The sequence below is a fragment of the Klebsiella sp. D-Nf1 genome, from assembly GCF_002810515.1.
In the GTDB taxonomy this organism is placed as follows: Bacteria; Pseudomonadota; Gammaproteobacteria; order Enterobacterales; family Enterobacteriaceae; genus Klebsiella; species Klebsiella variicola.
On the sequence record NZ_PIOK01000005.1, the window covers coordinates 126,486 to 149,313 of the forward strand.

At 57.4% G+C, this 22,828-nt stretch carries 24 protein-coding genes and 1 riboswitch; of the genes, 13 read left to right on the plus strand and 11 right to left on the minus strand.

Translation table 11 applies throughout. From position 1 onward, the window contains the following. The first annotated feature begins 87 nt into the window (after positions 1–87). Positions 88–1,137 (plus strand): AI-2E family transporter, encoded by a 1,050-nt coding sequence (locus CWM54_RS19580; protein WP_061153060.1) that lies wholly within the window; start codon positions 88–90, stop codon positions 1,135–1,137. On the opposite strand, the gene arnF is transcribed toward CWM54_RS19580, so the two are convergent. From arnF to CWM54_RS19620, 8 genes are all read right to left on the minus strand, one after another. Continuing rightward, positions 1,134–1,514, minus strand: a complete 381-nt coding sequence (gene arnF, locus CWM54_RS19585) for a 4-amino-4-deoxy-L-arabinose-phosphoundecaprenol flippase subunit ArnF (RefSeq protein WP_074387023.1) — start codon at positions 1,512–1,514, stop codon at positions 1,134–1,136. The two genes, CWM54_RS19580 and arnF, sit on opposite strands and share 4 nt — an antisense overlap. Beyond that, positions 1,514–1,852, minus strand: coding sequence for a 4-amino-4-deoxy-L-arabinose-phosphoundecaprenol flippase subunit ArnE (gene arnE / locus CWM54_RS19590; protein WP_004202083.1), 339 nt, complete (start codon positions 1,850–1,852; stop codon positions 1,514–1,516). Before arnE ends, arnF begins: the two co-directional genes overlap by 1 nt. Continuing rightward, entirely contained in the window at positions 1,849–3,504 is a 1,656-nt protein-coding gene (gene arnT / locus CWM54_RS19595; RefSeq protein WP_100698190.1) for a lipid IV(A) 4-amino-4-deoxy-L-arabinosyltransferase, read from the minus strand. The genes arnE and arnT overlap by 4 nt, the downstream gene beginning before the upstream one ends. Further along, positions 3,504–4,406: a 4-deoxy-4-formamido-L-arabinose-phosphoundecaprenol deformylase gene (arnD, locus tag CWM54_RS19600; protein ID WP_061153057.1), complete on the minus strand. Its 903-nt coding sequence runs from the start codon at positions 4,404–4,406 to the stop codon at positions 3,504–3,506. Before arnD ends, arnT begins: the two co-directional genes overlap by 1 nt. Continuing rightward, complete coding sequence (gene arnA / locus CWM54_RS19605; RefSeq protein ID WP_100698192.1) at positions 4,403–6,388, minus strand: bifunctional UDP-4-amino-4-deoxy-L-arabinose formyltransferase/UDP-glucuronic acid oxidase ArnA; 1,986 nt, start codon at positions 6,386–6,388, stop codon at positions 4,403–4,405. Before arnA ends, arnD begins: the two co-directional genes overlap by 4 nt. After that, a complete protein-coding gene (arnC, locus tag CWM54_RS19610; protein WP_008806952.1) occupies positions 6,385–7,368 on the minus strand; it encodes an undecaprenyl-phosphate 4-deoxy-4-formamido-L-arabinose transferase in 984 nt (327 codons plus the stop codon). The genes arnA and arnC overlap by 4 nt, the downstream gene beginning before the upstream one ends. 1 nt (position 7,369) lies before the next feature. Beyond that, a complete protein-coding gene (arnB, locus tag CWM54_RS19615; RefSeq protein WP_100698194.1) occupies positions 7,370–8,509 on the minus strand; it encodes a UDP-4-amino-4-deoxy-L-arabinose aminotransferase in 1,140 nt (379 codons plus the stop codon). Between the two features lie 395 nt (positions 8,510–8,904). Further along, a complete protein-coding gene (locus CWM54_RS19620; protein WP_012540376.1) occupies positions 8,905–9,411 on the minus strand; it encodes a phenolic acid decarboxylase in 507 nt (168 codons plus the stop codon). Positions 9,412–9,508: 97 nt separating this feature from the next. On the opposite strand from CWM54_RS19620, the gene CWM54_RS19625 reads away from it, so the two are divergent. The 7 genes from CWM54_RS19625 (at position 9,509) to nikR (ending at position 15,792) form a co-directional block, all read left to right on the plus strand. Then, positions 9,509–10,369, plus strand: coding sequence for a LysR family transcriptional regulator (locus CWM54_RS19625; RefSeq protein ID WP_061153054.1), 861 nt, complete (start codon positions 9,509–9,511; stop codon positions 10,367–10,369). 139 nt (positions 10,370–10,508) lie between these two features. Beyond that, positions 10,509–12,077 carry a nickel ABC transporter substrate-binding protein gene (gene nikA / locus CWM54_RS19630; RefSeq protein ID WP_100698196.1) on the plus strand — a complete coding sequence of 523 codons (1,569 nt, stop codon included), beginning with the start codon at positions 10,509–10,511 and terminating at the stop codon, positions 12,075–12,077. Next, positions 12,077–13,021, plus strand: coding sequence for a nickel ABC transporter permease subunit NikB (gene nikB, locus CWM54_RS19635; RefSeq protein WP_100698198.1), 945 nt, complete (start codon positions 12,077–12,079; stop codon positions 13,019–13,021). The genes nikA and nikB overlap by 1 nt, the downstream gene beginning before the upstream one ends. Continuing rightward, on the plus strand, positions 13,018–13,851 hold the full coding sequence (nikC, locus tag CWM54_RS19640; RefSeq protein ID WP_100698200.1) for a nickel ABC transporter permease subunit NikC: 834 nt from the start codon (positions 13,018–13,020) through the stop codon (positions 13,849–13,851). Before nikB ends, nikC begins: the two co-directional genes overlap by 4 nt. Beyond that, on the plus strand, positions 13,851–14,615 hold the full coding sequence (locus CWM54_RS19645) for a nickel import ATP-binding protein NikD (RefSeq protein WP_100698202.1): 765 nt from the start codon (positions 13,851–13,853) through the stop codon (positions 14,613–14,615). The genes nikC and CWM54_RS19645 overlap by 1 nt, the downstream gene beginning before the upstream one ends. After that, the gene (gene nikE, locus CWM54_RS19650) at positions 14,612–15,403 is read left to right on the plus strand and encodes a nickel import ATP-binding protein NikE (protein WP_100698204.1); all 792 of its coding nucleotides are present in this window, start codon (positions 14,612–14,614) and stop codon (positions 15,401–15,403) included. Before CWM54_RS19645 ends, nikE begins: the two co-directional genes overlap by 4 nt. Then, positions 15,391–15,792 (plus strand): nickel-responsive transcriptional regulator NikR, encoded by a 402-nt coding sequence (gene nikR, locus CWM54_RS19655; protein WP_048330886.1) that lies wholly within the window; start codon positions 15,391–15,393, stop codon positions 15,790–15,792. The genes nikE and nikR overlap by 13 nt, the downstream gene beginning before the upstream one ends. Before the next feature lie 27 nt (positions 15,793–15,819). Here the strand turns inward: nikR and CWM54_RS19660 are convergent, their stop codons facing one another. Both CWM54_RS19660 and CWM54_RS19665 read right to left on the minus strand, forming a co-directional pair. Further along, positions 15,820–16,179 carry a type II toxin-antitoxin system HicB family antitoxin gene (locus CWM54_RS19660; protein ID WP_022066422.1) on the minus strand — a complete coding sequence of 120 codons (360 nt, stop codon included), beginning with the start codon at positions 16,177–16,179 and terminating at the stop codon, positions 15,820–15,822. Continuing rightward, a complete protein-coding gene (locus tag CWM54_RS19665; protein WP_061153048.1) occupies positions 16,176–16,451 on the minus strand; it encodes a type II toxin-antitoxin system HicA family toxin in 276 nt (91 codons plus the stop codon). Before CWM54_RS19665 ends, CWM54_RS19660 begins: the two co-directional genes overlap by 4 nt. Positions 16,452–16,609: 158 nt before the next feature. Beyond that, positions 16,610–16,791: riboswitch (M-box (ykoK) riboswitch) on the plus strand. Between the two features lie 55 nt (positions 16,792–16,846). Between CWM54_RS19665 and CWM54_RS19670 the strand changes: the two genes are divergently transcribed. Continuing rightward, positions 16,847–17,860 carry a magnesium transporter gene (locus CWM54_RS19670; protein WP_100680922.1) on the plus strand — a complete coding sequence of 338 codons (1,014 nt, stop codon included), beginning with the start codon at positions 16,847–16,849 and terminating at the stop codon, positions 17,858–17,860. Positions 17,861–17,894: 34 nt separating this feature from the next. Here the strand turns inward: CWM54_RS19670 and CWM54_RS19675 are convergent, their stop codons facing one another. Next, a complete protein-coding gene (locus CWM54_RS19675) occupies positions 17,895–18,170 on the minus strand; it encodes a LysR family transcriptional regulator (protein ID WP_100680923.1) in 276 nt (91 codons plus the stop codon). A 336-nt stretch (positions 18,171–18,506) separates the two neighbouring features. Here CWM54_RS19675 and CWM54_RS19680 point away from each other — a divergent pair, with 336 nt between their 5' ends. The 4 genes from CWM54_RS19680 to CWM54_RS19695 all read left to right on the plus strand — a co-directional run bounded on the left by CWM54_RS19680 (position 18,507) and on the right by CWM54_RS19695 (position 22,804). Then, complete coding sequence (locus CWM54_RS19680; RefSeq protein ID WP_004204934.1) at positions 18,507–19,460, plus strand: hydroxyacid dehydrogenase; 954 nt, start codon at positions 18,507–18,509, stop codon at positions 19,458–19,460. Positions 19,461–19,470: 10 nt separating this feature from the next. Beyond that, a complete protein-coding gene (locus CWM54_RS19685; RefSeq protein ID WP_100698206.1) occupies positions 19,471–20,169 on the plus strand; it encodes a methyltransferase in 699 nt (232 codons plus the stop codon). 64 nt (positions 20,170–20,233) lie between these two features. Continuing rightward, a complete protein-coding gene (locus CWM54_RS19690) occupies positions 20,234–21,628 on the plus strand; it encodes a DASS family sodium-coupled anion symporter (protein ID WP_100680925.1) in 1,395 nt (464 codons plus the stop codon). 12 nt (positions 21,629–21,640) lie between these two features. Beyond that, positions 21,641–22,804 (plus strand): metallo-dependent hydrolase, encoded by a 1,164-nt coding sequence (locus CWM54_RS19695; RefSeq protein WP_100680926.1) that lies wholly within the window; start codon positions 21,641–21,643, stop codon positions 22,802–22,804. Positions 22,805–22,828 lie beyond the last annotated feature (24 nt).

A 22,828-nucleotide genomic window follows, 5' to 3' on the forward strand; every position in this document is an offset into this window, starting at 1 on the left:
GTCGGCGGAAAAGCAGCCCTCCTTTCGGAATATTGGCAGTCGGCGAACCGCTACACTTATCTGGCGCGACTCATAAAAGGAATCCCTATGTCCTCTCCGCAGGCTGATAAAGCCGGGCTCCATATTCTACTTAAGCTGGCAGCGCTGGTGATTATCCTCGCCGGGATCCACGCCGCCGCCGATATCCTGGTGCAGCTCCTGCTGGCGCTGTTTTTCGCTATTGTCCTCAACCCGTTGGTTACCTGGTTCATTCGCCGCGGGGTGCGGCGTCCGTTCGCCATTACCCTGGTGGTAACGGCGATGCTGGTGATGCTCACCGCGCTGCTTGGCGTACTGGCGGCGTCGCTCAATGACTTCGTCGCCATGCTGCCCGATTTCAACCGCGCCCTGACGCGCAAGATCCTCCAGCTCCAGGAGTATCTCCCCTTCCTTAACCTGCATATCAATCCGGAGCGCATGCTGCGGCGCATGGATTCAGAACGGCTGATGACCTGGGCCACGACGCTAATGACCCAGCTTTCCGGGGCGATGGCCAGCATCGTGCTGCTGGTGATGACGGTGATCTTTATGCTGTTTGAGGTTCGCCACCTGCCCTACAAACTGCGTTTTGCCCTCAATAACCCTCGCCTGCATATCGCCGGATTGCACCGGGCGCTGAAAGGCGTCACCCATTATCTGGCGCTGAAGACGCTGATTAGCCTGTGGACCGGGCTGATTGTCTGGCTGGGGCTGCTGGCGATGGGGGTACAGTTCGCCCTGATGTGGGGGGTGCTGGCGTTTCTGCTGAACTATGTGCCGAACATTGGCTCCGCCATCTCCGCTATCCCCCCCATGCTGCAGGCGCTGCTGTTTAGCGGCATTTATGAGTGCCTGTTGGTCGGGGCGCTGTTTCTGGTGGTGCATATGGTGCTGGGCAACATGGTGGAGCCGCGCATGATGGGCCACCGGCTGGGGATGTCGACCCTGGTGGTGTTCCTGTCGTTGCTGGTCTGGGGCTGGCTGCTGGGGCCGGTGGGGATGCTGCTCTCGGTGCCGTTAACCAGCGTCTGTAAAATCTGGATGGAGACCACCGTCGGGGGCAGCAAGCTGGCGCTCCTGCTCGGCCCGGGGCGTCCCAAAAGCCGGCTCCCCGGCTAGCGGCGTTTGACCGGCCAGAAGATCGTTAATACGCCGGCGACGATGATTGCCACGCCCAGCAGCGATTGCCAGTAGAACGGCTCATGCCAGCCGGGCAGCCAGATGGCGGCGGCCCACACGAGGATATAGCTCAGGCTCAGCAGCGCATACGCTTTCGACAGCGGCAGGCGATGCAGGGCAAAGTACCAGCAGACCATCGACAGCAGGTAGCCCAGCAGGCCGAAAAACAGGCCGAAGGTACCTGGCTGGAAATGCAGCAGATGTTGGATAAATACCAGAATATCGGTCAGCGGCGGCAGGGCCACCATGGCGCTGCGCAGCAGGAGCTGCGCGGCGCTGACGAGGCCGACACTGAATAATGCCCAGAGAAAGCCCATCAGACGCTGGTCCCCAGAATGACGATGCCCACGACGATCAACCCGACGCCAAACCAGTGACGACGGGCGACCGGCTCATGCCAGATACCCCAGCCCGCCAGGGTAACCCAAACGAAGTTCAGGCTCAGCATTGGGTAGGCGATGCTGACCGGAATAGACTGCAGGACGCTCAGCCACAGCAGCATGCCGCAGCCCAGGCATAACAGCGCCATCCCCAGCCAGAAGAGTATATGGCGACTCCGCCGTCCGCGACGGGACGGGCGGGTCGCCTGTTTCTGGCAGAGTTGTCCGGCGCAGCTCAGCAGGCTGGCGAACACCAGACAGATCCAGACACTCATTTCGGCAGGTACTGAAGGAAGACCACCCGACCCAGCTCGTAGGCGTTATCCGGTTTCGGTAACGGTAAGTCGACCATACTCTCTCCTTTATCCATCAACAGCACCAGCGAGACCGGCCCCTGCTGACGATGCGTGGCCAACCAGTCGGTAAACCCGGCCTGGCTGACAAAGCTTCCCTGAGCGTCCGGCCAGTCGAGACCGTACTTCAGCTCACCCTGTTTGTCGAACATAATAATATCGCTGCGCTTCAGCTCCCAGGCCAGGCCACCGGCGATCCCAACGTTGTTGGTCAGGACGTAACGGCTGGGCTGCAGGGACTCGCTCACAATATCCACGAGGAACTGCGGCTGTTTGCTGTCGATAACCCGGTCCGGGATAGCGAAGCCCACCAGCAGCGCCAGGCCGAGCGGACAGAGCGCGGCGAGAGTCCAGCGACGGCCATTGTTTTTCATCGCCAGCCAACCCATCAGCGCCCAGACGGCGAAGGCGATCGCCGCCAGCAGACATTTATACAGCTCAATCTTGGTCCACACCGGCTTGTGCATCACGCCCCAGGGTGAGACCACCAGCACGGCGACCAGCCCCAGCAGGCCAAATCCCAGGTTGATCATGCCGTTGATGCGCAGCGCTTTCGCGCCGTTCTTTGCGGCCTCCAGCGCGTAGCGGGCCATCAGAATCGACAGCGGCGCAAAGCACGGCAAGATATAGGTCGGCAGTTTGCCTTTGGCGATACTGAAGAACAGGAACGGCATTGCCACCCAGCCCAGCAGGTATAGCGCCCCTCGCGCCTCATCGCGCTCGCGCCAGCCGCGCTTCAGTGCCCCCGGCAGCAGGGCCAGCCACGGCAGGCTGCCGGCAATCAGGAACGGGATGTAGTACCAGAACGGCGCTTTGTGCTGGGCATCTTTTTCGGCAAAACGCTGAATATGCTCGACCCAGAAGAAGTAGCGCCAGAAGTCCGGCTCACGCTGGGCGATAGCCAGCCCCCAGGGCAGCACCACCAGCGTACAAACGACCACCGCCAGCCAACCGTAGGTCAGCACTTCACGCCAGCGTTTACGGGCGATCACCCACGGCAACACGCCCACCACCGGCACCGCCAGCGCAAGGAAGCCCTTGGTCATCACCCCCATACCGCAGGCGACGCCCAGCAGCACGTAGCCCAGTATTTTGCCGCTGCGGGTCTGCGCCTGCGCCGCGCCCCAGAAGCTGCACATCGCCAGCGCCAGCCACAGGGTGATCATCGGGTCCAACACCGCATAGGTGCCAATCGCATACACCAGCATCGCAGTGAGGAAAATAACCGGCGACAGGACGGCTACCCGCTTGTCGCGAAAGATCCGCCACGCCAGCCAGGCCACCAGCACAGCGGTCATGGTGATGGCGAAGACCGACCCAAAGCGTACGCCGAAGTTATTATGACCAAACAGCCACTGACCGATACTGTTGATCCAGTAACCGGCAATCGGCTTTTCGAAGTAGCGCAGTCCGAGAAAATGCGGCACCACCCAGTCGCCGGTGGCCAGCATTTCACGACTGATCTCCGCGTAGCGGGTTTCATCGGGTTGCCAGAGCAAACGGAAATTGAGCGGCAGCAGGTAATACAGCGCAAACAGCGCAATCAGAGAGACGCCATAGCGAATGCTTTTCATCAAACACCCGAAGTCAGTAATTGTTCACGTCCGAGCCAGCCTTCCCGGCCAGCCAGTTCACCCCGAACCACTTTGCCAGACGGCAGCTCGCTAAAGTCAGCGGGCAGCAGCTGGCTCAGTGGGCAAAACTGAATTTCTTCTTCCGCCGCCATGGTCAGCAGTTCATCGAACTGATCGGCGTAGGCAATACCTTCCACTTCGGCGTGAATGGTATAGACCGGCACGCCCGGGTCGCGATGGATGCAATCCAGCAGGTAGCGGTTAAAGCCAGCGATATCGACCGCCGTGCCCACCGCCTCGTCCCAGGTCGGCAGCGTGACCGGGATCTGCACCGTACCGGACGTGCCGCTACCGAGCTGGGGCAGAAACGGCCGCGTGCCGCGACAGTCGCTGTTGTAGAGAAAATCGAAGGATTCTTTGGCTTTGACTACCCGCTGATCGGCGCGCCAGCCCGCGACAGCCGAGCAGGTGACCGGACGGCCGATAATGCGCTCGAGCTCCAGCAGACCGCGCTCAACCTCCAGCGTTAACCGCTCGGGCGGCCAGACGCCGCTCCATGCCTGCCAGCTGTAATGATCCCAGGCATGCAGCCCGACTTCATGAGACTCGGCGGTCGCGCGGATCACCGCTTCGTTACCCGCGCCGATGCGGCGTCCCGGCCAGGCGGTGCCGGCCAGCAGAATATCCCAGCCGTACAGCGAAGCCGCTCTGGAACGCAGCATCTTCCACAGAAACTTCGGTTTTATCAGGCGCCACAGATGGCGCCCCATATTGTCCGGCCCGACGCTGAAGAAGAAGCTTGCCTGAATCCCGTGCTGGCCCAGCAGGTCCAGCAGCCGCGGAACGCCGTCCCGCGTTCCGCGAAAGGTATCGACATCTATGCGTAAGCCGACCTGTTTCATGGATTTTTATCGTCCACCAGTTCAACCGTGCGCAGGAAGAAGTCCAGCGTATGCTCAACGGTCTCTTCCATCTCGACGGTCGGTTCCCAGTTCAGGCAGCGTTTGGCGTTGCGAATGCTCGGCTTACGATGCTCAACGTCCTGGTAGCCCTTCCCGTAGTAATCGCTGCTTTCCACTTCACGGAAGCCGGCAAACGGCGGGAAGCGATCGCGCAGCGGATGGCGTTCGAAGCAGGCGAGCAGCATTTCGGCCAGCTCTTTGATGCTCGCTTCGTTTTCCGGGTTGCCGATGTTGATGATCTGCCCGTCGCAGCGGCCGTCTTTGTTCTCGATGATGCGGAACAACGCTTCGATACCATCGCTGATATCGGTAAAGCAGCGCTTCTGCTTGCCGCCTTCGATGAGCTTGATCGGCGACCCTTCCACCAGGTTGAGGATCAGCTGGGTGATGGCGCGGGAACTACCGATACGCGCGGCGTTGAGGTTATCCAGGCGCGGACCCATCCAGTTGAACGGACGGAACAGGGTGAACTTGAGATCGTACTTATCGCCGTAGGCCCAGATCACGCGATCCAGCAGCTGCTTGGAAACCGAGTAGATCCAGCGCTGTTTGTTGATCGGCCCGACCACCAGGTTGGAGGTGTCTTCGTCGAAGTTTTTGTCGGTGCACATGCCGTACACTTCAGAGGTCGACGGGAAGATGATGCGCTTATTGTATTTCACGCAATCGCGGATGATCTTCAGGTTCTCTTCGAAATCCAGCTCGAACACGCGCAGCGGGTTACGGGTGTATTCGATCGGGGTCGCGATGGCCACCAGCGGCAGCACCACGTCGCATTTCTTAATGTGATATTCGATCCACTCGGAGTGAATGCTGATATCACCTTCCACGAAGTGGAAACGTGGGCTCTCAAGGAAACGGCTGATGGCGTCGGAGCCGATATCCAGGCCGTAAATTTCATAGTTGTCGTCCTGCAGCAGGCGCTCGGTCAAATGGTTACCGATAAAGCCATTGACGCCGAGGATCAGCACGCGGGTGCGACGCTTAATCGCCACCACCGGTTTGCTGCTGATCACTGCCCCGGACACCAGGCCAAGCGCCTGCGCCAGCTGAGTGCCCTGCATGTACACACCGCGTTCGGTCTGGCCGGTGACAATTTCCAGCGCCCCGTCCTGACACGCCACGATCAGCGGCGCAACGGAGATAACGGTGCCCGGTTTGGCTGCCGGCAGATCGCGGCGTACACGGGATTTCCAGACAATAAATTTGTTTGCGCCGGCGTAGCCGAACGCGCCCGGCCACGGGTCAGAGACGGCACGCACCAGATTGTGCAGCGTCTGCGCCGGCTGCTCCCAGTCGAGGCGGCCATCTTCAGGGGTACGACGCCCCACGTAGGTCGCCTGGCTGTGATCCTGCGGGCGCTCTGTGGTTTTTCCTTCAAGGATAGCCGGCAGCGCCTGGCCCAGCAGCTCAGTGGCAGCGGTGCACAGCTTACGATGCAGCGCCAGGGCGGCGTCATCCGGGCCAATCGCCACGGTTTGCTGGGCGACGATATCGCCGGCATCCGCGCGGTTCACCATGCGGTGCAGGGTCACGCCGGTTTCGCTTTCGCCATTGACCAGCACCCAGTTCAGCGGCGCACGGCCACGATATTTCGGCAGCAGCGAACCGTGCAGGTTAAATGCCCCTTTCGGCGCCAGATTGAGGATCTCATCGCCCAACAGGTTGCGGTAGTAGAACGAGAACAGCACGTCCGGCTTCATCTCGCGGATACGCTCAATCCACAGCGGATGGTTCACGTCTTCCGGCGCCCACACCGGAATGCCCTGCTCGGCAGCAAGGCGCGCCACGGAGCCAAAGAAATGGTTTTCGCCAGGGTTATCCGGGTGGGTGAAAATAGCAACGATATCATACCCAGCGTCCAGCAGGGACTGGATACCTGTGCAACCCATATCGTGATAAGCGAAGACTACGGCTTTCATGAACGATCTTCCTCTTTAGATGCCGTTTCCGGCTGGCGAACAACACGTTGAATAAAGTAGCGGGGACGAGCGCGAACGTCGTTATAGATGCGTCCGATATACTCCCCGAGCAGGCCCATACCGATAAACTGGGCGCCGATGAACATAAACAGCACGGCGAAGAGCATGAACACCCCTTCCGCCGCCCACTGCGGGCCAAAGGCCAGACGCAGCACCACCAGCAGCAGGCCGAAGGCGAAGCCCAGCAGGGCAATGACGCTGCCGAAAATGCTGAGCAGACGCAGCGGCGTGGTGGTCAGACAGGTCACCAGGTCGTACATCAGGTTGATCAGGCGCATGAAGCTGTATTTGGAGTCGCCAAATTCGCGCTCGGCATGCATCACCGGGATCTCGACCGCGCGCCGGGCGAAGGTATTCGCCAGGATCGGGATAAAGGTGCTGCGCTCGTGGCAGTTGAGCATCGCGTCGATAATATGGCGACGGTAAGCGCGCAGCATGCAGCCGTAGTCGCCCATCGCTTTGCCGGTGGTGCGCTGGATCAGGCGGTTAATCATCTTCGAGGCGCTTTTGCGGAAGATGCTGTCCTGACGGTTCTGGCGGACGGTGCCCACCACGTCGTAGCCTTCATCAGCCTTCTCTACCAACCGCGGAATTTCCTCCGGCGGGTTTTGCAGATCGGCATCAAGGGTAATAATCAGATCGCCCGTCACATGGCTGAAGCCGGCCATGATCGCCGAGTGCTGGCCGTAGTTACGGTTTAACAGTACAGCGACGACGTGACTGCCTTCCGCCTCAGCGGCTTCGGTCAGCATGCGCGCGGAATCGTCGCTGCTGCCATCGTCGATCAGCAGAATTTCATATTGCCGCCCCAGCGTGGCGCAAGCAGTATCCGTACGACGAAGCAGTTCCGGCAGGCTATCCTGTTCGTTATAAACCGGGATAACCACCGAAACCTTCTTCACGGGAGGGTATGTAAGCATATCAACGTCCTGACAGCTGGCGCAGTGCGGAAATAACGCGAGTGACATCGTCATCGGTCATGTCCGGGAACAACGGGAGAGAACAGATGCGGGCGCTGTTCCATTCGGTATTCGGCAGGGAAACCTCAGGGAAGCGCTCGCGGTAATATTTTTGCGTATGAGCCGCACGGAAATGCAGACCCGTACCGATACCCATCGCCTTCAGTTTTTCCATCAGCGCGTCGCGGCTGATGCCGCATGCGGCCTCATCGACGCGGATGATAAACAAGTGCCAGGCGTGCTGGTGATCCCATGCCGGGACGGTCAGCGGTTTAAACGGCGTGTCCGCCAGCTCGCGCAGGTAGCGCTGGGCAATCTCCGTCCGGCGCTGATTGGCGTGGCTCAGTTTTTCCAGCTGTACCAGCGCCAGAGCGGCGTTGATATCGGCAAGGTTGTACTTAAAGCCCGGGGTGATCACCTCCGCCTGCGGCGCGCGGCCGTGGGTCTGGCGGTCATAAGCGTCCACGCCCAGGCCATGAAATTTCAGGCTGCGGATGCGGGAGGCCAGCTCGTCGTCGTCGGTGACAATCAGCCCGCCTTCGGCGCAGGTCATGTTTTTGATCGCGTGGAACGAGAAAATGGCGGTCCCCTGCCAGCCAATGTGGCGGCCTTTATAATGGGTACCCGCCGCATGGGCGGCATCTTCGATCACCGGAATGCCGTGGCGCTCACCCACCGCGCGAATGGCGTCGATGTCGGCTGGCGCGCCCGCGTAGTGCACAGGAATTATCGCTTTGGTACGCGAGGTGATCGCCGCTTCCACCGCCTGCGGGGTAATCATCAGATTGTCGTTATCGACATCGATCATCACCGGCGTGGCGCCCAGCAGGCAGATCATATTGAGAGTAGAGACCCAGGTCTGGGAAGGGGTAATGACTTCAGCGCCGGGGCCAATACCCAGCGCCATCAGGGTCACATGCATCCCGCCGGTCGCTGAACTGACGGCAATCGCGTGGCGGTTGCCGGTCAGCTGGCAGAATGCCGCTTCGAGTGCCTGATTCTTCGGTCCGGTAGTGATCCAGCCCGACGCTAAAACTTCACGCAGCGCAGCCAGCTCTGCGTCGCCCATCGACGGGCGCGAAAACGGCAAAAAATCGCTCATCATCATCCTGTTCTGTAGATGACCCACGCACAAATCAGGGTCGTTAGAATAAAATATCCTGCGCCTGCGGACTTAAACGAAATTAAAATGAAGTGAGTTCAGCGCGGCATTCCATTTCAGGGTATTTCGACCACTATTAATGTAGTCGACCTTGCTTAGGATAATATTAAGAAATTAATATTTTCCCAACACAAGTAATAACTCATTATTAAACAGTATGATAGGATTTTTTTATGGCAGGGGTATGACAGAAAAGCGTTCCTGTTAGCGGGGATAAACAGGAACGCAATAGCAGAAAGTAAACGGAGATTAAACCAATACACAATACTTTAATTAGCGATCGTCACGCTTAATGACAAAAAGTTAGCGCAGATCACAAATTTATTTCTGCTGTATTACAAATTTGCAGGGAAATCAGCTGGCAATTCGCTCGCCGGGCAATTAATAACCTCGTCATTATCGGCACCACAGTCGCGAATGAAGGTGATGGTGGCGAACTCGTCAATCACTTCCGTCGGGTAGGCCGGGCCGGCATCACGGTACGAATTCATCAGCGGAATATGGTCGTTCTGGAAACAGACGGTTTTTTCCGGGTTATTCATGATCCAGCGCGGGAAGAAAATGGTGCCGTGGAACAGTTTGTCGCCCAGGTTGACGATCAGGCTGACGTCGGTGCCGGTCGGTTCGGTCCAGGAGATTTTGTAGATACTTTCCCCCACCCGCACAATGTACGCTTCCTGATCTTTCACCCAACGATTGCCGACGATGCCGCTGTGAATACGGTAGTCGAGGGTGTGGCCATTTTTGACGTAAATCTCGTAGTTCCAGCCGTTGTCGTAGGTGTAGACCAGATGTTTACCGATAAAGCCGCTGAGGTCATGTTTGTCGAAAGTGCTCATCATTTATTCTCCTCTGTTTCGTTGAGGACAGCATACGTCTTTAAAAAATGAATGAATAACGCTATGTTTGGATTAAATACATCCAAATTTTAGATTGATTATGCACAAGACAACCCTGGAGCAGTGGGCGTTACTCGAAAAGGTAGTGGAATTGGGGAGCTTTGCCAGAGCGGCGGAGGAGACCAACCGCAGTCAGTCTTCGGTGAGCTATAATCTCGCGCTGCTGCAGGAGCGCTTAGGCGTGGCGCTACTGGCGCCATCCGGCCGGCGGGCGGTACTCACCCCCGCGGGTGAACTACTGCTGAATCAGGTCAAACCGCTCCTGCAGGCCTTTGCCTACGTCGAGACGCACGCCGCCACTCTGCGCAACGGGGCGCGCACCCGCCTGGATCTGGTGGTCGACAGCATTTTCCCTCGTCAGCGACTATTCGCCATTCTGCGCCAGTTTCAGCAGCGCTATCCGCAGACCCAGGTCAGACTCACCGAAGTGCTGGAAAACCTTGATGACGAGCGCGCGGCGCGGACGGAAGCCGATGTGATGGTGCTGACCCGCCGCCAGGATATTACCGGCCGCGGAGAGTGGCTGATGAATATTGATTTCATTGCCGTCGCCCACCGCGACCACCCTCTTGCCGCGCTCGATGGGCCGCTGGAGGATAGCGCGCTGGCGCCGTGGCCGCTGGTGCGCATTGCCGATCAGACCGGCGATGGCCAGGCGACGCGTGACGCCTGGACCTTCTCCACCATTGACGCCGCCATTGATGCGGTGATGTATCAGGTCGGGTTCGGCTGGCTGCCGGAGGAGCGCATTCGTTCCCATCTCGATCAGGGCGTGCTGAAGCGGCTGCCCCTCAGCCACGGCGCGCGCCGCGCGACGCCGCTGCATCTGATCGTCAAGCGGGACCTGGCGCCGATTGACGAACAGGTGGCCACGCTGCTGGGCTTATTCCGGGCGCCCTGAGAGGCGCAGGCGGCGTTTACCGCCTGCGCGTAATGATACGATTTTCTTATACTTTCCAGCGCAATATTGATCCAGGTTACTCCCAAAGTATGATGAATCACTAAAATCGTCATACTTTCCTGTCGCTGAGATCGCTGTCTTGTCTATTATCCGCCTCACCCTGCTGGCGCTGGTCGCCTGCGTCCCTCTGCTGGCTCAGGCCACGCCGCACCAGCTCACCACCGCCTGGCCGGTTAACGTCGGTCCGCTGAATCCGCATCTCTATACGCCCAACCAGATGTTTGCCCAAAGCATGGTCTATGAACCGCTGGTGAAGTATCAGGCTGACGGCAGCGTACAGCCCTGGCTGGCGACCCGTTGGCGTCACGCCGCCGATGGCAAAACCTGGTGGTTCACCCTGCGCGACGATGTGACGTTCTCCAATGGCGAACCGTTTAACGCCCAGGCCGCGGCGGCCAATTTCCAGGCGGTGCTGGCCAACCGCCAACGCCATGCCTGGCTTGAGCTCGCCAACCAGATCACCGACGTACGAGCGCTCAGCGCCACTGAGTTGCAGATCACCCTGAAAAGCGCCTACGCGCCCTTACTACAAGAGCTGGCCCTGCCCCGTCCGTTCCGCTTTATCGCCCCCTCGCAGTTTATCGATGGCGGCACAGCCAGGGGCATAAAAGCCCCGGTCGGCACCGGCCCGTGGCGGCTGGCAAGCTCGCAGCTCAATCAGCGCGATGTGCTGGTACGCAATGAGCGCTACTGGGGTAGCAAACCGGCACTGCAGCAAATCACCATCAAGGTGATCCCCGATGCCACCAGCCGGGCGGTGGCGTTCGAAACCGGGGAAATCGATATGCTCTACGGTGACGAAGGGCTGCTGCCGCTGGATACCTTCGAACGCTTTCGTCATCACCCCGGCTACGTGGCTCGTCTGTCCGCCCCGGTGGAAACGGTGATGCTGGCGCTGAACGCCAGCCAGGGCCCGACCCGCGAGCAGGCGGTTCGCGAGGCACTCAACTACGCTGTCGATAAACAGACCCTTGTCGATAGCGTGTTGTATGGCACCCAGCAGGTTGCCGACACTCTGTTTGCCCCCTCGGTCCCCTACGCGCCGCAGGATCTGACGCCGCGCCGTTACGACCCGGCAAAAGCCCGCGCCCTGCTGGAGCAGGCTGGCTGGCAGCAGCCGGATGGCCAGCCCTGGCGACAAAAAGCCGGGCAACCGCTGGCGATTGAGCTGGCGTTTATCGGCACCGATGCGCTGGCCAAATCGATGGCCGAAATTATTCAGGCCAATCTGCGGCAGGTTGGCGTCCAGGTTACCCTGGTGGGTGAGGAGGAGAGCAGCATCTACGCGCGCCAGCGCGAAGGCCGCTTCGGCATGATCTTCAATCGCACCTGGGGCGCGCCCTACGATCCGCATGCCTTTTTAAGCTCGATGCGCGTGCCGTCGCATGCGGATTACCAGGCCCAGCGAGGGCTGCCGGACAAGGTGCTGATTGATAAAGAGATTAGCGAGGTGCTGACCACAGGGGACGAAGCACAGCGGAGAAAACTGTACCACGACGTGCTGACCCGCCTGCATCAGGACGCGGTGTATCTGCCCATCAGCTATGTCTCGCTGATGTCGGTTGCGCACCAGGAGGTCGGGGAGATCCCGTTCGCCCCGGTGACCACCGAGATCCCTTTCGATCAGATTAACCCGGTAACGCCATAATGGTACGCTATATTTTACGCCGCCTGCTGCTGCTGATCCCGCTGCTGCTCGCCGCCTCCGCCATCATCTTTCTGCTGCTGCGGCTCGGCACTGGCGACCCGGCGCTGGATTATTTACGCCTGTCGAACCTGCCGCCCACTGAAGAGATGGTTGCCTCTACCCGCGAGCTGCTGGGGCTCAACCAGCCGCTCGCTATGCAGTATCTGCACTGGCTGTGGCGGGCGCTGCACTTGGATTTCGGTCTCTCCTATGCCACCCAGCGCCCGGTCCTGGATGACCTGCTGCACTTCCTGCCCGCCACCCTGCTGCTCACCGGCGCGGCGCTGGCGCTGATCCTCGTCACCTCCCTGCCGCTGGGCATCTGGGCGGCGCGCCATCGCGATCGCCTGCCGGATTATGTCGTACGGCTGATTGCCTTTCTCGGCGTCTCAATGCCGAACTTCTGGCTGGCCTTTCTGCTGGTGATGCTCTTTTCCGTGCATCTGCAGTGGCTCCCGGCGATGGGGTATGGCGACTGGCAGCACCTGATATTGCCCGCCGTCTCCATCGCCTTTATGTCGCTGGCGATCAACGCCCGCCTGCTGCGCGCCAGCATGCTGGACGCTTCCAGCCAGCGTCACGTGATGTGGGCGCGCCTGCGCGGATTAAGCGATCGCCAGGTGGAACGGCGGCATATCCTGCGCAACGCCACCTTGCCGGTGGTGACCGCCATGGGCATGCACATTGGCGAGCTGATCGGCGGCACCATGATTATCGAAAATATCTTTGCCTGGCCCGGTGTTGGCCGCTACGCGGTTTCCGCCATTTTCAATCGCGATTACCCGGTGATCCAGTGCTTTACCCTGATGATGGTGACGGTGTTCGTGCTGGCCAATCTGGCGGTGGATGTGCTTAACGCGGCGCTCGACCCGCGCCTGCGCCGCCACGAGGAGGTGAGCGCATGAGATGGCTACGAAGTTTTCGCTGGCCGGTAAAACTGGCCATGCTGGTTATCGCGCTGTTGGCAGTCATCGCTATCGGCAGCGGCTGGTGGCTGCCCTGGGATCCAGCGGCGATTGACCTTCAGCAGCGGCTGCTGCCGCCGGGTGAAGCGCACTGGCTTGGCACCGATCATCTCGGCCGGGATATTTTCTCACGCCTGCTGGCCGCCACCCGCGTTTCGCTGGGGGCGGTGATGGCTTGTCTGCTGCTGGTGCTGCTGATCGGTCTGGCGGTCGGCGGCGGCGCCGGGCTGCTGGGCGGCCGTGCCGACCGCGGCCTGATGCGCCTCGCCGAACTGTTTATGACCTTTCCGACCTCGATCCTGTCTTTCTTTATGGTGGGGGTGCTGGGTACCGGGTTGACCAACGTGATCCTCGCCATTGCGCTGTCGCACTGGGCCTGGTATGCCAGAATGGTGCGTAACCTGGTGGTTTCCCTGCGCCAGCGCGAATTTATCCTCGCCGCCCGTCTGAGCGGCGCCAGCCAGTGGCGGTTATTCAGCGACCATCTGGCCGGGGCGGTGATCCCCTCGCTGCTGGTGCTCGCCTCGCTGGATATCGGTCATATGATGCTTCACGTGGCCGGCATGTCGTTCCTCGGTCTCGGCGTCAGCGCGCCGACGGCGGAATGGGGGGTGATGATCAACGATGCCCGGCAGTATATCTGGACGCAGCCGCTGCAAATGGTCTGGCCGGGACTGGCGCTGTTCATCAGCGTGATGGCTTTTAACCTGCTGGGCGACGCGCTGCGCGATCGTCTCGATCCCCACCTGATCGCGGAGCATAGCCACTGATGCCGCAGAAGATCCAACTGGAACAGATCTCGCTTGCCGCCGACCGACCGCTGGTCAGCGACGTTTCCTTCACCCTACGCCGCGGGCAGGTGCTGGCGCTGCTCGGCAGCAGTGGCTGCGGAAAATCGCTGACCTGCGCCGCCGCGCTGGGCATGTTGCCGCCCGGCGTCAGGCAAACCGCCGGCCGGGTGCTGCTCGACGGCATTCCGGTGCACGGCGAACAGCTGCGCGGCGCGACTATTGCCACCATCATGCAAAACCCACGCAGCGCCTTTAATCCACTGCAGACCATGGCCGCGCACGCCCGGGAAACCTGCCGGGCAGTTGGCCGTGAAGTGAATGACGCCGTGCTGCTGGCAGCGATGGAGGAAGTGGGTCTGGACAATCCTCGGGCGTTGCTGAAGCGCTACCCCTTTGAGATGAGCGGCGGCATGCTGCAGCGGATGATGGTCGCTCTCGCCCTGCTCAGCCGCGCGCCCTTTATCATCGCCGACGAGCCGACGACCGATCTCGATGCCATCGCCCAGGCGCGCATCCTCGATCTGCTGGCGGATATCGTCGCCAGGCGCGGTCTGGGGCTGCTGCTGGTGACGCATGACATGGGCGTCGTAGCGCGGCTGGCGCATCACGTGACGGTCATGGAGAACGGTCGCCTCGTTGAACACTGCGATGTGAATACGCTATTCAGCGCCCCGCGGCACCCGCTCAGCCAGCGCCTGCTGGCCGCGCATCTGGCGTTATATGGCCTGGAGAAAACACCATGAATTTACTCAGCGTCACCGGGGTGAGTCACGATTATCCTCACCACGGCAGAGTCCTGCACGAGATACAACTCGCCATCGCCCCCGGCGAAACGGTGGCCCTGCTCGGACGCAGCGGCTGTGGGAAAAGCACCCTGGCGCGGATGCTGGTGGGTCTGGAAACGCCGCAGCACGGCGATATTGCCTGGCGCGGCACGCCGCTGCCCGCCCTGAAGGGCGAGGCCATCGGTGCCTTCCGTCGTGACATTCAGCTGGTGTTTCAGGATGCCTTCAGCGCGGTGAATCCGCGCAAAACGGTGCGCGAGATCGTCAGCGAGCCGCTACGCCATCTGTTACGCTTGTCGCGTGAGGCGCGTGCGCGGCGGGTGGAAGAGATGCTGCTGGCCGTCGACCTCGCGCCGTCGCTGCTCGATAAGCGCCCGGCGCAGCTCAGCGGCGGGCAGCTGCAGCGCGTCTGCCTGGCACGCGCCCTGGCGGTGCGGCCGCAGCTGTTGATCCTGGATGAAGCGGTTTCGAATCTTGATCTGCTGCTGCAGGCGGAGATTATCGCCCTGCTGAAGCGCCTGCAGGCGCAGTTTGACACCGCCTGCCTGTTTATCACCCACGACCTGCGGCTGGTCGAGCGCTTTTGCCAGCGAGTGCTGGTGATGGAGCACGGGCGCATCGTCGAAACCGCGACGGTCAGCTTACCGCTGCGCCTGCACTCCCCTGCAGGTCAGGCGCTGCAGCGCGCGGTGCTCCCCCCTTTTCCTGCCACTCTGCTAAACGAGGCCATGCCATGCAGCGCGTAACCCTGACCCTTGATGATGATCTGCTGGCCGCCCTCGATGCGCTCAGCGCCCGCCGTGGCTACCACAATCGTTCGGAGGCGGTACGCGATATTCTGCGCGACGCCCTCAACCAGGATCCTGCGTCGCCGGAATCACGGCGCGGGTATGCCGTCCTGTCGTACGTGTATGAACATGAGAAACGCGAACTGGCGAGCCGGCTGGTGGCCACCCAGCATCATCATCACGATCTCTCCGTCGCCACGCTGCATGTGCATATCAGTCATGACGACTGCCTGGAGATTGCGGTGCTGAAGGGAGACATGGCCGAGGTACAGCATTTTGCCGACGACGTGATTGCCCAGCGCGGCGTGCGCCATGGGCATTTGCAGTGTTTAGCGGATGAAAATTAAAACGATGGCGATCTGCTGCAGACTGTTTTAAGCCTGTTTGAGACGTTCATTGAGCGTCTCGAGGATCCAGGTATTTACGGAAACCTGTTCCTCCGCAGCGGCGGAGCTAAGACGCTCACCAAATGACTCAGGATAGCGCAGCGTGAAGGTTTTCAGCTTTTCCGGGTGAGCATAAGGCTCAATCCCCGCTTCATGACAATCTGCGAGGTATTCCTGTAATGATATCTCACCCTCCTGTTGTAACCCTTGAATGCTATCGGAAACAAAATCGCAATATCCTGATAATCCAAGGAACTTACCGCGGAATGCATTGAGCTCAGGCACGTAATTGATAACGGCGGGTTGCCCGGCAATCTCCATTGAGTTTGGCGTTTTAGGTTTGATCATGGTTTTACCCCTATAGTGATTAACCAATCGCGCACGCTCTCCACGGCGCCTTTGTCGGTATCCGGCGAAGGATGAGGTCTGTGAAAGCTGGCAATGCTGTGGTTCAACAAAAATTTACAGCGCGAGCCGCGTCCTTCTTTAATCTCCCCGCCTAACGCTTTCATTAGCGATTCAATGTCGGCCCATTTAATGCCCTGCGGGACAGGGATTTTAAACAGTTGCTCCAGCGTGTGGCGCTGTTTATTACGTAAAGATAAAACCTGCTGGTCCATCGCCCTGCCCCATGACTTCATCCATTGAAGTCAACCTAATGATAGCACAAGATGAAGTCAAGCCAAATCCTGATGAAGTTTGTTTATCAACAGTTGATAAACCACATAAATTATACGCTTTGTAAATTATCCCGCTTCGCCAATAATGGCGCCTCATTTAACGATCTCGTTATGGCGAGGCTCCTGCATAAATACAAGTTACCGCCCTGTTGGTATCGAGAGAGACCACTCAGGGAAATACAGGCTTCCATCGAATCAAGGTGTTGCCAAGGTAACTTCTGGCGGTATTAACCGTTCAGATACGTTATGCAGTGCTAAAACCAGGACGTAGGGATCTGCCTGCGCTAACCCTGTCTTGTTCGCCCCTATGAGTGATTTTTATAGGGATTTTAATCATGTCTTCCATTCAACTCTGCGCCGCCCATCAGGCAACCTCTGGCTTCGACGGCGATGCGATCGCCCAGTACATGCGTACCGATTTTATTACGCTGCAGGAACATCTCAGCATCCATGAGGCGCGCGAACACTTTATCTCCCAGCTGGACAGCGATGATATTCCCGGCCAGGTGTTTGTCGTCGCCGGCAGGAAACTGCGCGGCAGCCTGTCGGTCAAAAAGCTCCTGCAGGAAGGGGATGTCGGGCAGTCTATCCGCTACCTGATGGACAGCTGCCTGTTTCGCGTCAAACCTGACGACGAGCGCCCGCAGGTGATTGCCGAGCTCAGCGAGCGCGGCCTCGACCTGGTACCGGTTGTCGATAAAGGCGAGCTGGTCGGCTGCCTGATGGAAAAGGAGATCGCCCATCTGCTGGAGGATGACGTCACCGAAGACGCCCAGCTGCAGGGGGCGACGCTGCCGCTGGAAAAACCGTACCTCGAGATCAGCCCCTGGACGCTGTGGAAGAAGCGCTCGGTGTGGCTGCTGCTGCTGTTCGTGGCCGAAGCCTACACCAGCAGCGTGCTGCAGCATTTCGAAGAGGCGCTGGAATCGGCCATCGCGCTGGCCTTCTTTATACCACTCTTGATCGGCACCGGCGGCAACAGCGGAACGCAAATCACCTCGACGCTGGTACGCTCGATGGCGCTGGGGGAAGTGCGGCTGCGCGATATGGGGCGGGTGATCCGCAAAGAGGTGTCGACCTCATTTCTGATTGCCGTGACCCTGGGTCTGGCGGGCTGCCTGCGCGCCTGGATGATGGGGATTGGCATGGAAATCACGCTGATCGTCAGCCTGACGCTGGTATGTATTACCCTGTGGAGCGCGATTGTCTCGTCGATCATTCCGATGGTGCTTAAGCGGATCGGCATCGACCCGGCGGTGGTTTCCGCGCCGTTTATCGCTACGCTGATTGATGGCACCGGGCTGATTATCTATTTCAAAATCGCCCAGTATTTTCTTGGGTTGAACTAACATCACGTAACAGCCCGGCCGATTTGCGCCGGGCTTATTCAACCAGGTTCTGGGCGCAACGAATCGTGGCGATAGCATTCAGTATACAAAGGATCTCCGGCGTGAGTTTGTAAAAAGCCCTTCCCTTTTCCGTTAATATCACCTTCCTGATATTTTTCCCTCGCACGATGAGATTAAAACCAATCTCGTTTTCCAGCGCACAAATACTGGTGGTAATGGAAGCGGCATCGATACCAAAATGTTGAGCTGTATGATGAATATTCCCCGTTTGTACCATAGCACTGAACATTTCAATCTGGGCATTATTCATAGTCAATACCCCCTTTTTATTTATTCATTCCGCCATCGTTTTATTTAACCGCAAACAAAATGTCAATCACTCACTGCCAATGCCCTGTCGCGCAACAATGTGAAATGCATAACACCGTTATTTAATTTTGCAATCCAGCCATTTCATAATGAAAAAATAAGACGATAACCCCTAATATAAATTTGTGATACCCATCAACATAAAAACAATTTACCAATAATTAACAAAATAAAAATCACTTTAATTTCAATGAATTATAAAATTCACCACACTATAAATAATTTGTGGCATAGGGCATGCACTTATCTCCACGTAAACAACACTGGAGAAATTGACATGACGTATAAAATTCTACTCCCGCAAGAGATCATGGCCGAAGGGAGAGAGTATCTGGAAAGCCGGGGTTATCAGCTAATTAATGGTTCCGGGATGGAAGAGGAAGATATCATCCGCGATATCGGCGACTGCGACGGTATCATCGTGCGCCTTTCAAAAATGTCCGACCGCGTTTTTGAAGCGGCTAAAAAGCTCAAAGTGGTGGCCCGCCATGGCGCAGGTTACGATACCGTAGATCTGGAGTCCGCCAAACGTCATGGCGTTGTGGTATTAAATGCCCCGATAGCCAACAGCATGTCAGTTGCGGAACTGACCATATTTTATATGCTGCACTGCTCACGTAATTTCAAGCTGGTCGAAGAAAAAATGCTTGAAGATTATTACTGGGCAAAACTGCGCACCCCGAAAGTTGAACTTGATGGTAAAACCCTGGGTTTAATTGGCGTAGGAAATATCGGCTCGCGCGTCGCGTTAAAAGCATTGCACGGCTTTAATATGAAAGTCATTGCCTATGATCCCTATAAAACGCAGCAGCAGATCCCCGAGGGTGTCGAACTGACTGACGATTTCGACCGAATTTTCAAAGAGAGTGATTTCGTTTCGCTGCACTGCCCAACAACAGCGGAAACCACCGACTTCGTCGGCGAAAAACAGTTCTCGATGATGAAGCCCAGCGCCTATTTCATTAATACCGCCCGCGGCAAACTCGTCGATGAGCGCGCACTTTATCACGCCTTAAGCCAGCAAATTATCGCCGGCGCCGGTGTTGATGTTTTGAAGAAAGAACCCTTCGATGCCAACGATCCTATTTTCGCGCTGAGCAATATCGTCATCGGCCCCCATATCGGCGCCGCCACTATCGAAGCAACCGACAGGGCGTCTCTACATTCCGCCATCGGCATTGACGAAGTGTTATCGGGTAAAAAACCGTCCTGGCCGGTCCCAGGTTTTTAAGGAGCAAGAGATGACTATTGGTAACCGTGTATTTTTAAAACGTCCGGCAGGAAATATTGCCCTGCTGAAAGAATATGAGCACCTGCCGGCGGCAAATATTGCTGACACCATGAACCGTATCGCGGTATTAGGCAACGGCATCAAGCGTATTTCCTCACCCAAAAAACCGATTATGGCCGGCTTTGCCATTACGGTAAAAGTTCGCGCCGGCGATAATTTGATGCTCCATGCCGCCCTGGATATGGCGGGGGAAAATGACGTCATCGTGGTCTCCAACGAAGGGGATCGCTCGCGGGCATTGATGGGCGAAATCATGGTGGCGTATGCCCACCACATGAAGAAAATTGCCGGTATCGTGCTGGACGGGCCGATTCGCGATATCGATGCCCTATCGGTGCTTGATTTTCCGCTCTATGCCACAGGCTCGAATCCGGCAGGCCCTTTCAAAATGGGACCCGGGGAAGTGAATACCCCCATTGCCGTCGGCGGCGTCGCGGTCTGTCCCGGCGATCTGATTGTCGGCGATGCGGATGGCGTCATTGTCATCCCACTGAGCGATGCAGAAACGGTGCTGGATAAAGCAAAAGAGTACGCCAAATTCGATGCCAGCAAAGTGGACGCCGCCAAAAACGGCACCGCCAACCGCCAATGGGTTAGAAAATCGCTGGATGCAACCGGCGTCGAATTTATCGACGACACGTATCGTTAATTCGATTAAATAATATAAGCCACGGTGGTTTATCTGCCGTGGCCTTAAAGCAAAGGTAACAAAAATGCTTTATTTAAAACTCTTGCCGATTATCTTTTTCCCTGTTTTATTTTGGATAATACCGCATCCGGAAGGCGTTGCCGCCCCGACCTGGCATATGGTTGGTATTTATCTGGCCATGCTCTGTGGCCTGGTTTTACGCCCGTTTACCGACGCGGTGATTATGCTGATTATTCTGGGATTCGCCTCTCTGGTACTCGACCCCGGTCCGCTATTCGCTGGATTTGGTAGCCCGATGGTATGGTTTATTATCAGCGCCTTTATTATTTGCAAAGCGTTTGTCATTACCGGGTTAGGTAAACGCATTGCTTATCTGTTACTCAAACGCTACGGCAAAAATACCCTGACGCTCGGCTATCTGATGATGGTCACCGACACGGTGCTGGCCCCGGCGACCGGTTCAAACATGTCGCGTTCGGGAGGCATTACCTACCCTATTTTCAGGAATATCGCTGAAGCGTTGGGTTCGAAACCCGACGAGGGGAGTCGCAAAATCGGTGCCTATCTGACTATCCTGATGTACGTCGTCTCGATGGGGACCTCCAGCCTGTTCCTGACCGGGATGGCCACCAACTCGATCACCGTTTCATTAGCCAATGAAATTATGAAGGTCAATCTTGAGTGGATGACCTGGTTTAAAGCCGCCGTTGTCCCGGCGGGACTGGTGCTCATTCTGGCGCCCTGGATCCTGTATAAAATCTATGCCCCGGAACTCAAAGTTATTGAGAACGTGAACGAAATTGCGGAAAAAGGCCTCAATGAATTAGGCCCGGTAAAACGCGAAGAGAAGCTGTTAATCGTGTTCTTTATTCTCGGCGTGTTAGGCTGGATGACCGGGTCTATCACCGGTATTGCCTTTATTCCGGTAGGGCTTGCCTTCCTCGCCTGTCTGCTGCTTTTCGGCGTTCTGAGCTGGAATGACGTGGTCAGCGAAAAATCAGCCTGGCAGACCTTTGTCTGGTACGGCGCCTTCTACGGTTGCGCGGTGGCGCTGTCAAAAGGGGGCTTCTATGTTTACCTGGTCGACGTGATTAAAAATTATCTCGATCTCTCGCATTTGAGTGAAATCAGCGCGATTGCCGTGCTGGTGTTTATCAGCCTGGCGGTCCGCTATTTCTTCGTCTCAAACAGCGCCTTTGTCGTCTCTTTCTATCCGGTACTTTTTACCCTGGGTATGACCACGCAGGCACATCCGATGTACGTAGCGCTCTCCCTGGCCTTCTCCGCAGGCTATGGCGCGTTATTGACCCACTATGGCAATGGGGCTGGCGTATTTACATTCTCCAGCGGCTACGTGCCACAGAAAACCTTCTGGATGCTCGGCACCATTATGGTTGTGGTTAACGTGTTAATCTTCTTCTTAATAGGTATTCCTTACTGGAAGCTTATCGGCATCTGACAGGAGCATAAAATGAAACTGGATATAGTGATTAAAAACGGCCAGATCGCCGATAGTGAAAACCGTACGTATCTTAACGGCGATATTGGTATTAAGGGTAACCGCATCGTTGATATTTCTCATCATAGCGACCTGCAGGCAGAAACCGTTATTGATGCCGCGGGCTGTATTGTTCTTCCCGGCCTCATCGACTTTCATGGCCATGTTTTCCATGGCGGAACGGCGATTAGCGTTAACCCTGATATCGTCTGTTTACCAAATGGCGTCACCAGCATGGTCGATGCCGGGAGCAGTGGATGGGTAAACTATCCGCTCTTTCGCAATAGCGTTATTCATCCAGCGATGGTGAAAATTAAGAGCTATTTAAACGTGGTCAACGTTGGTCTCTCCACCCTCGGCGGCGGGCCCACCGGCTACCTTGAAAATACCAATCCGGCAAATTACAACGAGGAAAAAATTGCCCAAACGCTGAGTGACAATAGAGACAACATATTGGGTTTGAAATTACGCTATAGCCAGGATATCGCCCGAGGCAAACAGTATGCCAGCGATCCGCTGTTAGCCACGGTCGCCCTCGCACGCAAACTGGAAACCTCGATTTGCGTGCATGTCACCGACTCCCTGTTGTGCGCCGATGAACTGATCCGCTATTTTGAAGAGGGCGACATCTATGCGCACTGTTTCCACGGTACCGGTCATTCCATTCTCAACGAACAAGGGCAGGTGTATGCCGCCATCAAAGAAGCACAGTCCCGGGGGGTGATCTTCGATTGTTCAAACGGTGTCGCCCACTTTGATTTCAAGGTGGCGCAATCGGCGATGGAGCAGGGATTCTACCCTGATATCATCAGTACCGATTTAACCCTGCGCAATAGCTTGCGTACTGATAAGGTCTATAGCCTGCTGCATGTGATGTCGAAATATCTCAATATGGGCATGCCGTTCTTTGACGTTATCCGCGCCGTGACCGCCACGCCGGCTCGCCTGATGAGAATGCAGGGGCAGATTGGTACCCTGGCGGCAAACGCGATTGCCGATATTTCCATTGTGAAATTACGCAAAGATAAGATCACCTTTGAAGATACCCGGGGAAAAACCCTGGAGGGTGATTGCTACCTCGATAACTGCGCCACTATCTGTAACGGACAGATTGTTTATCGCCGTCTGCGTTTCTAATTCGCAAGCCACCAGCCATACGCC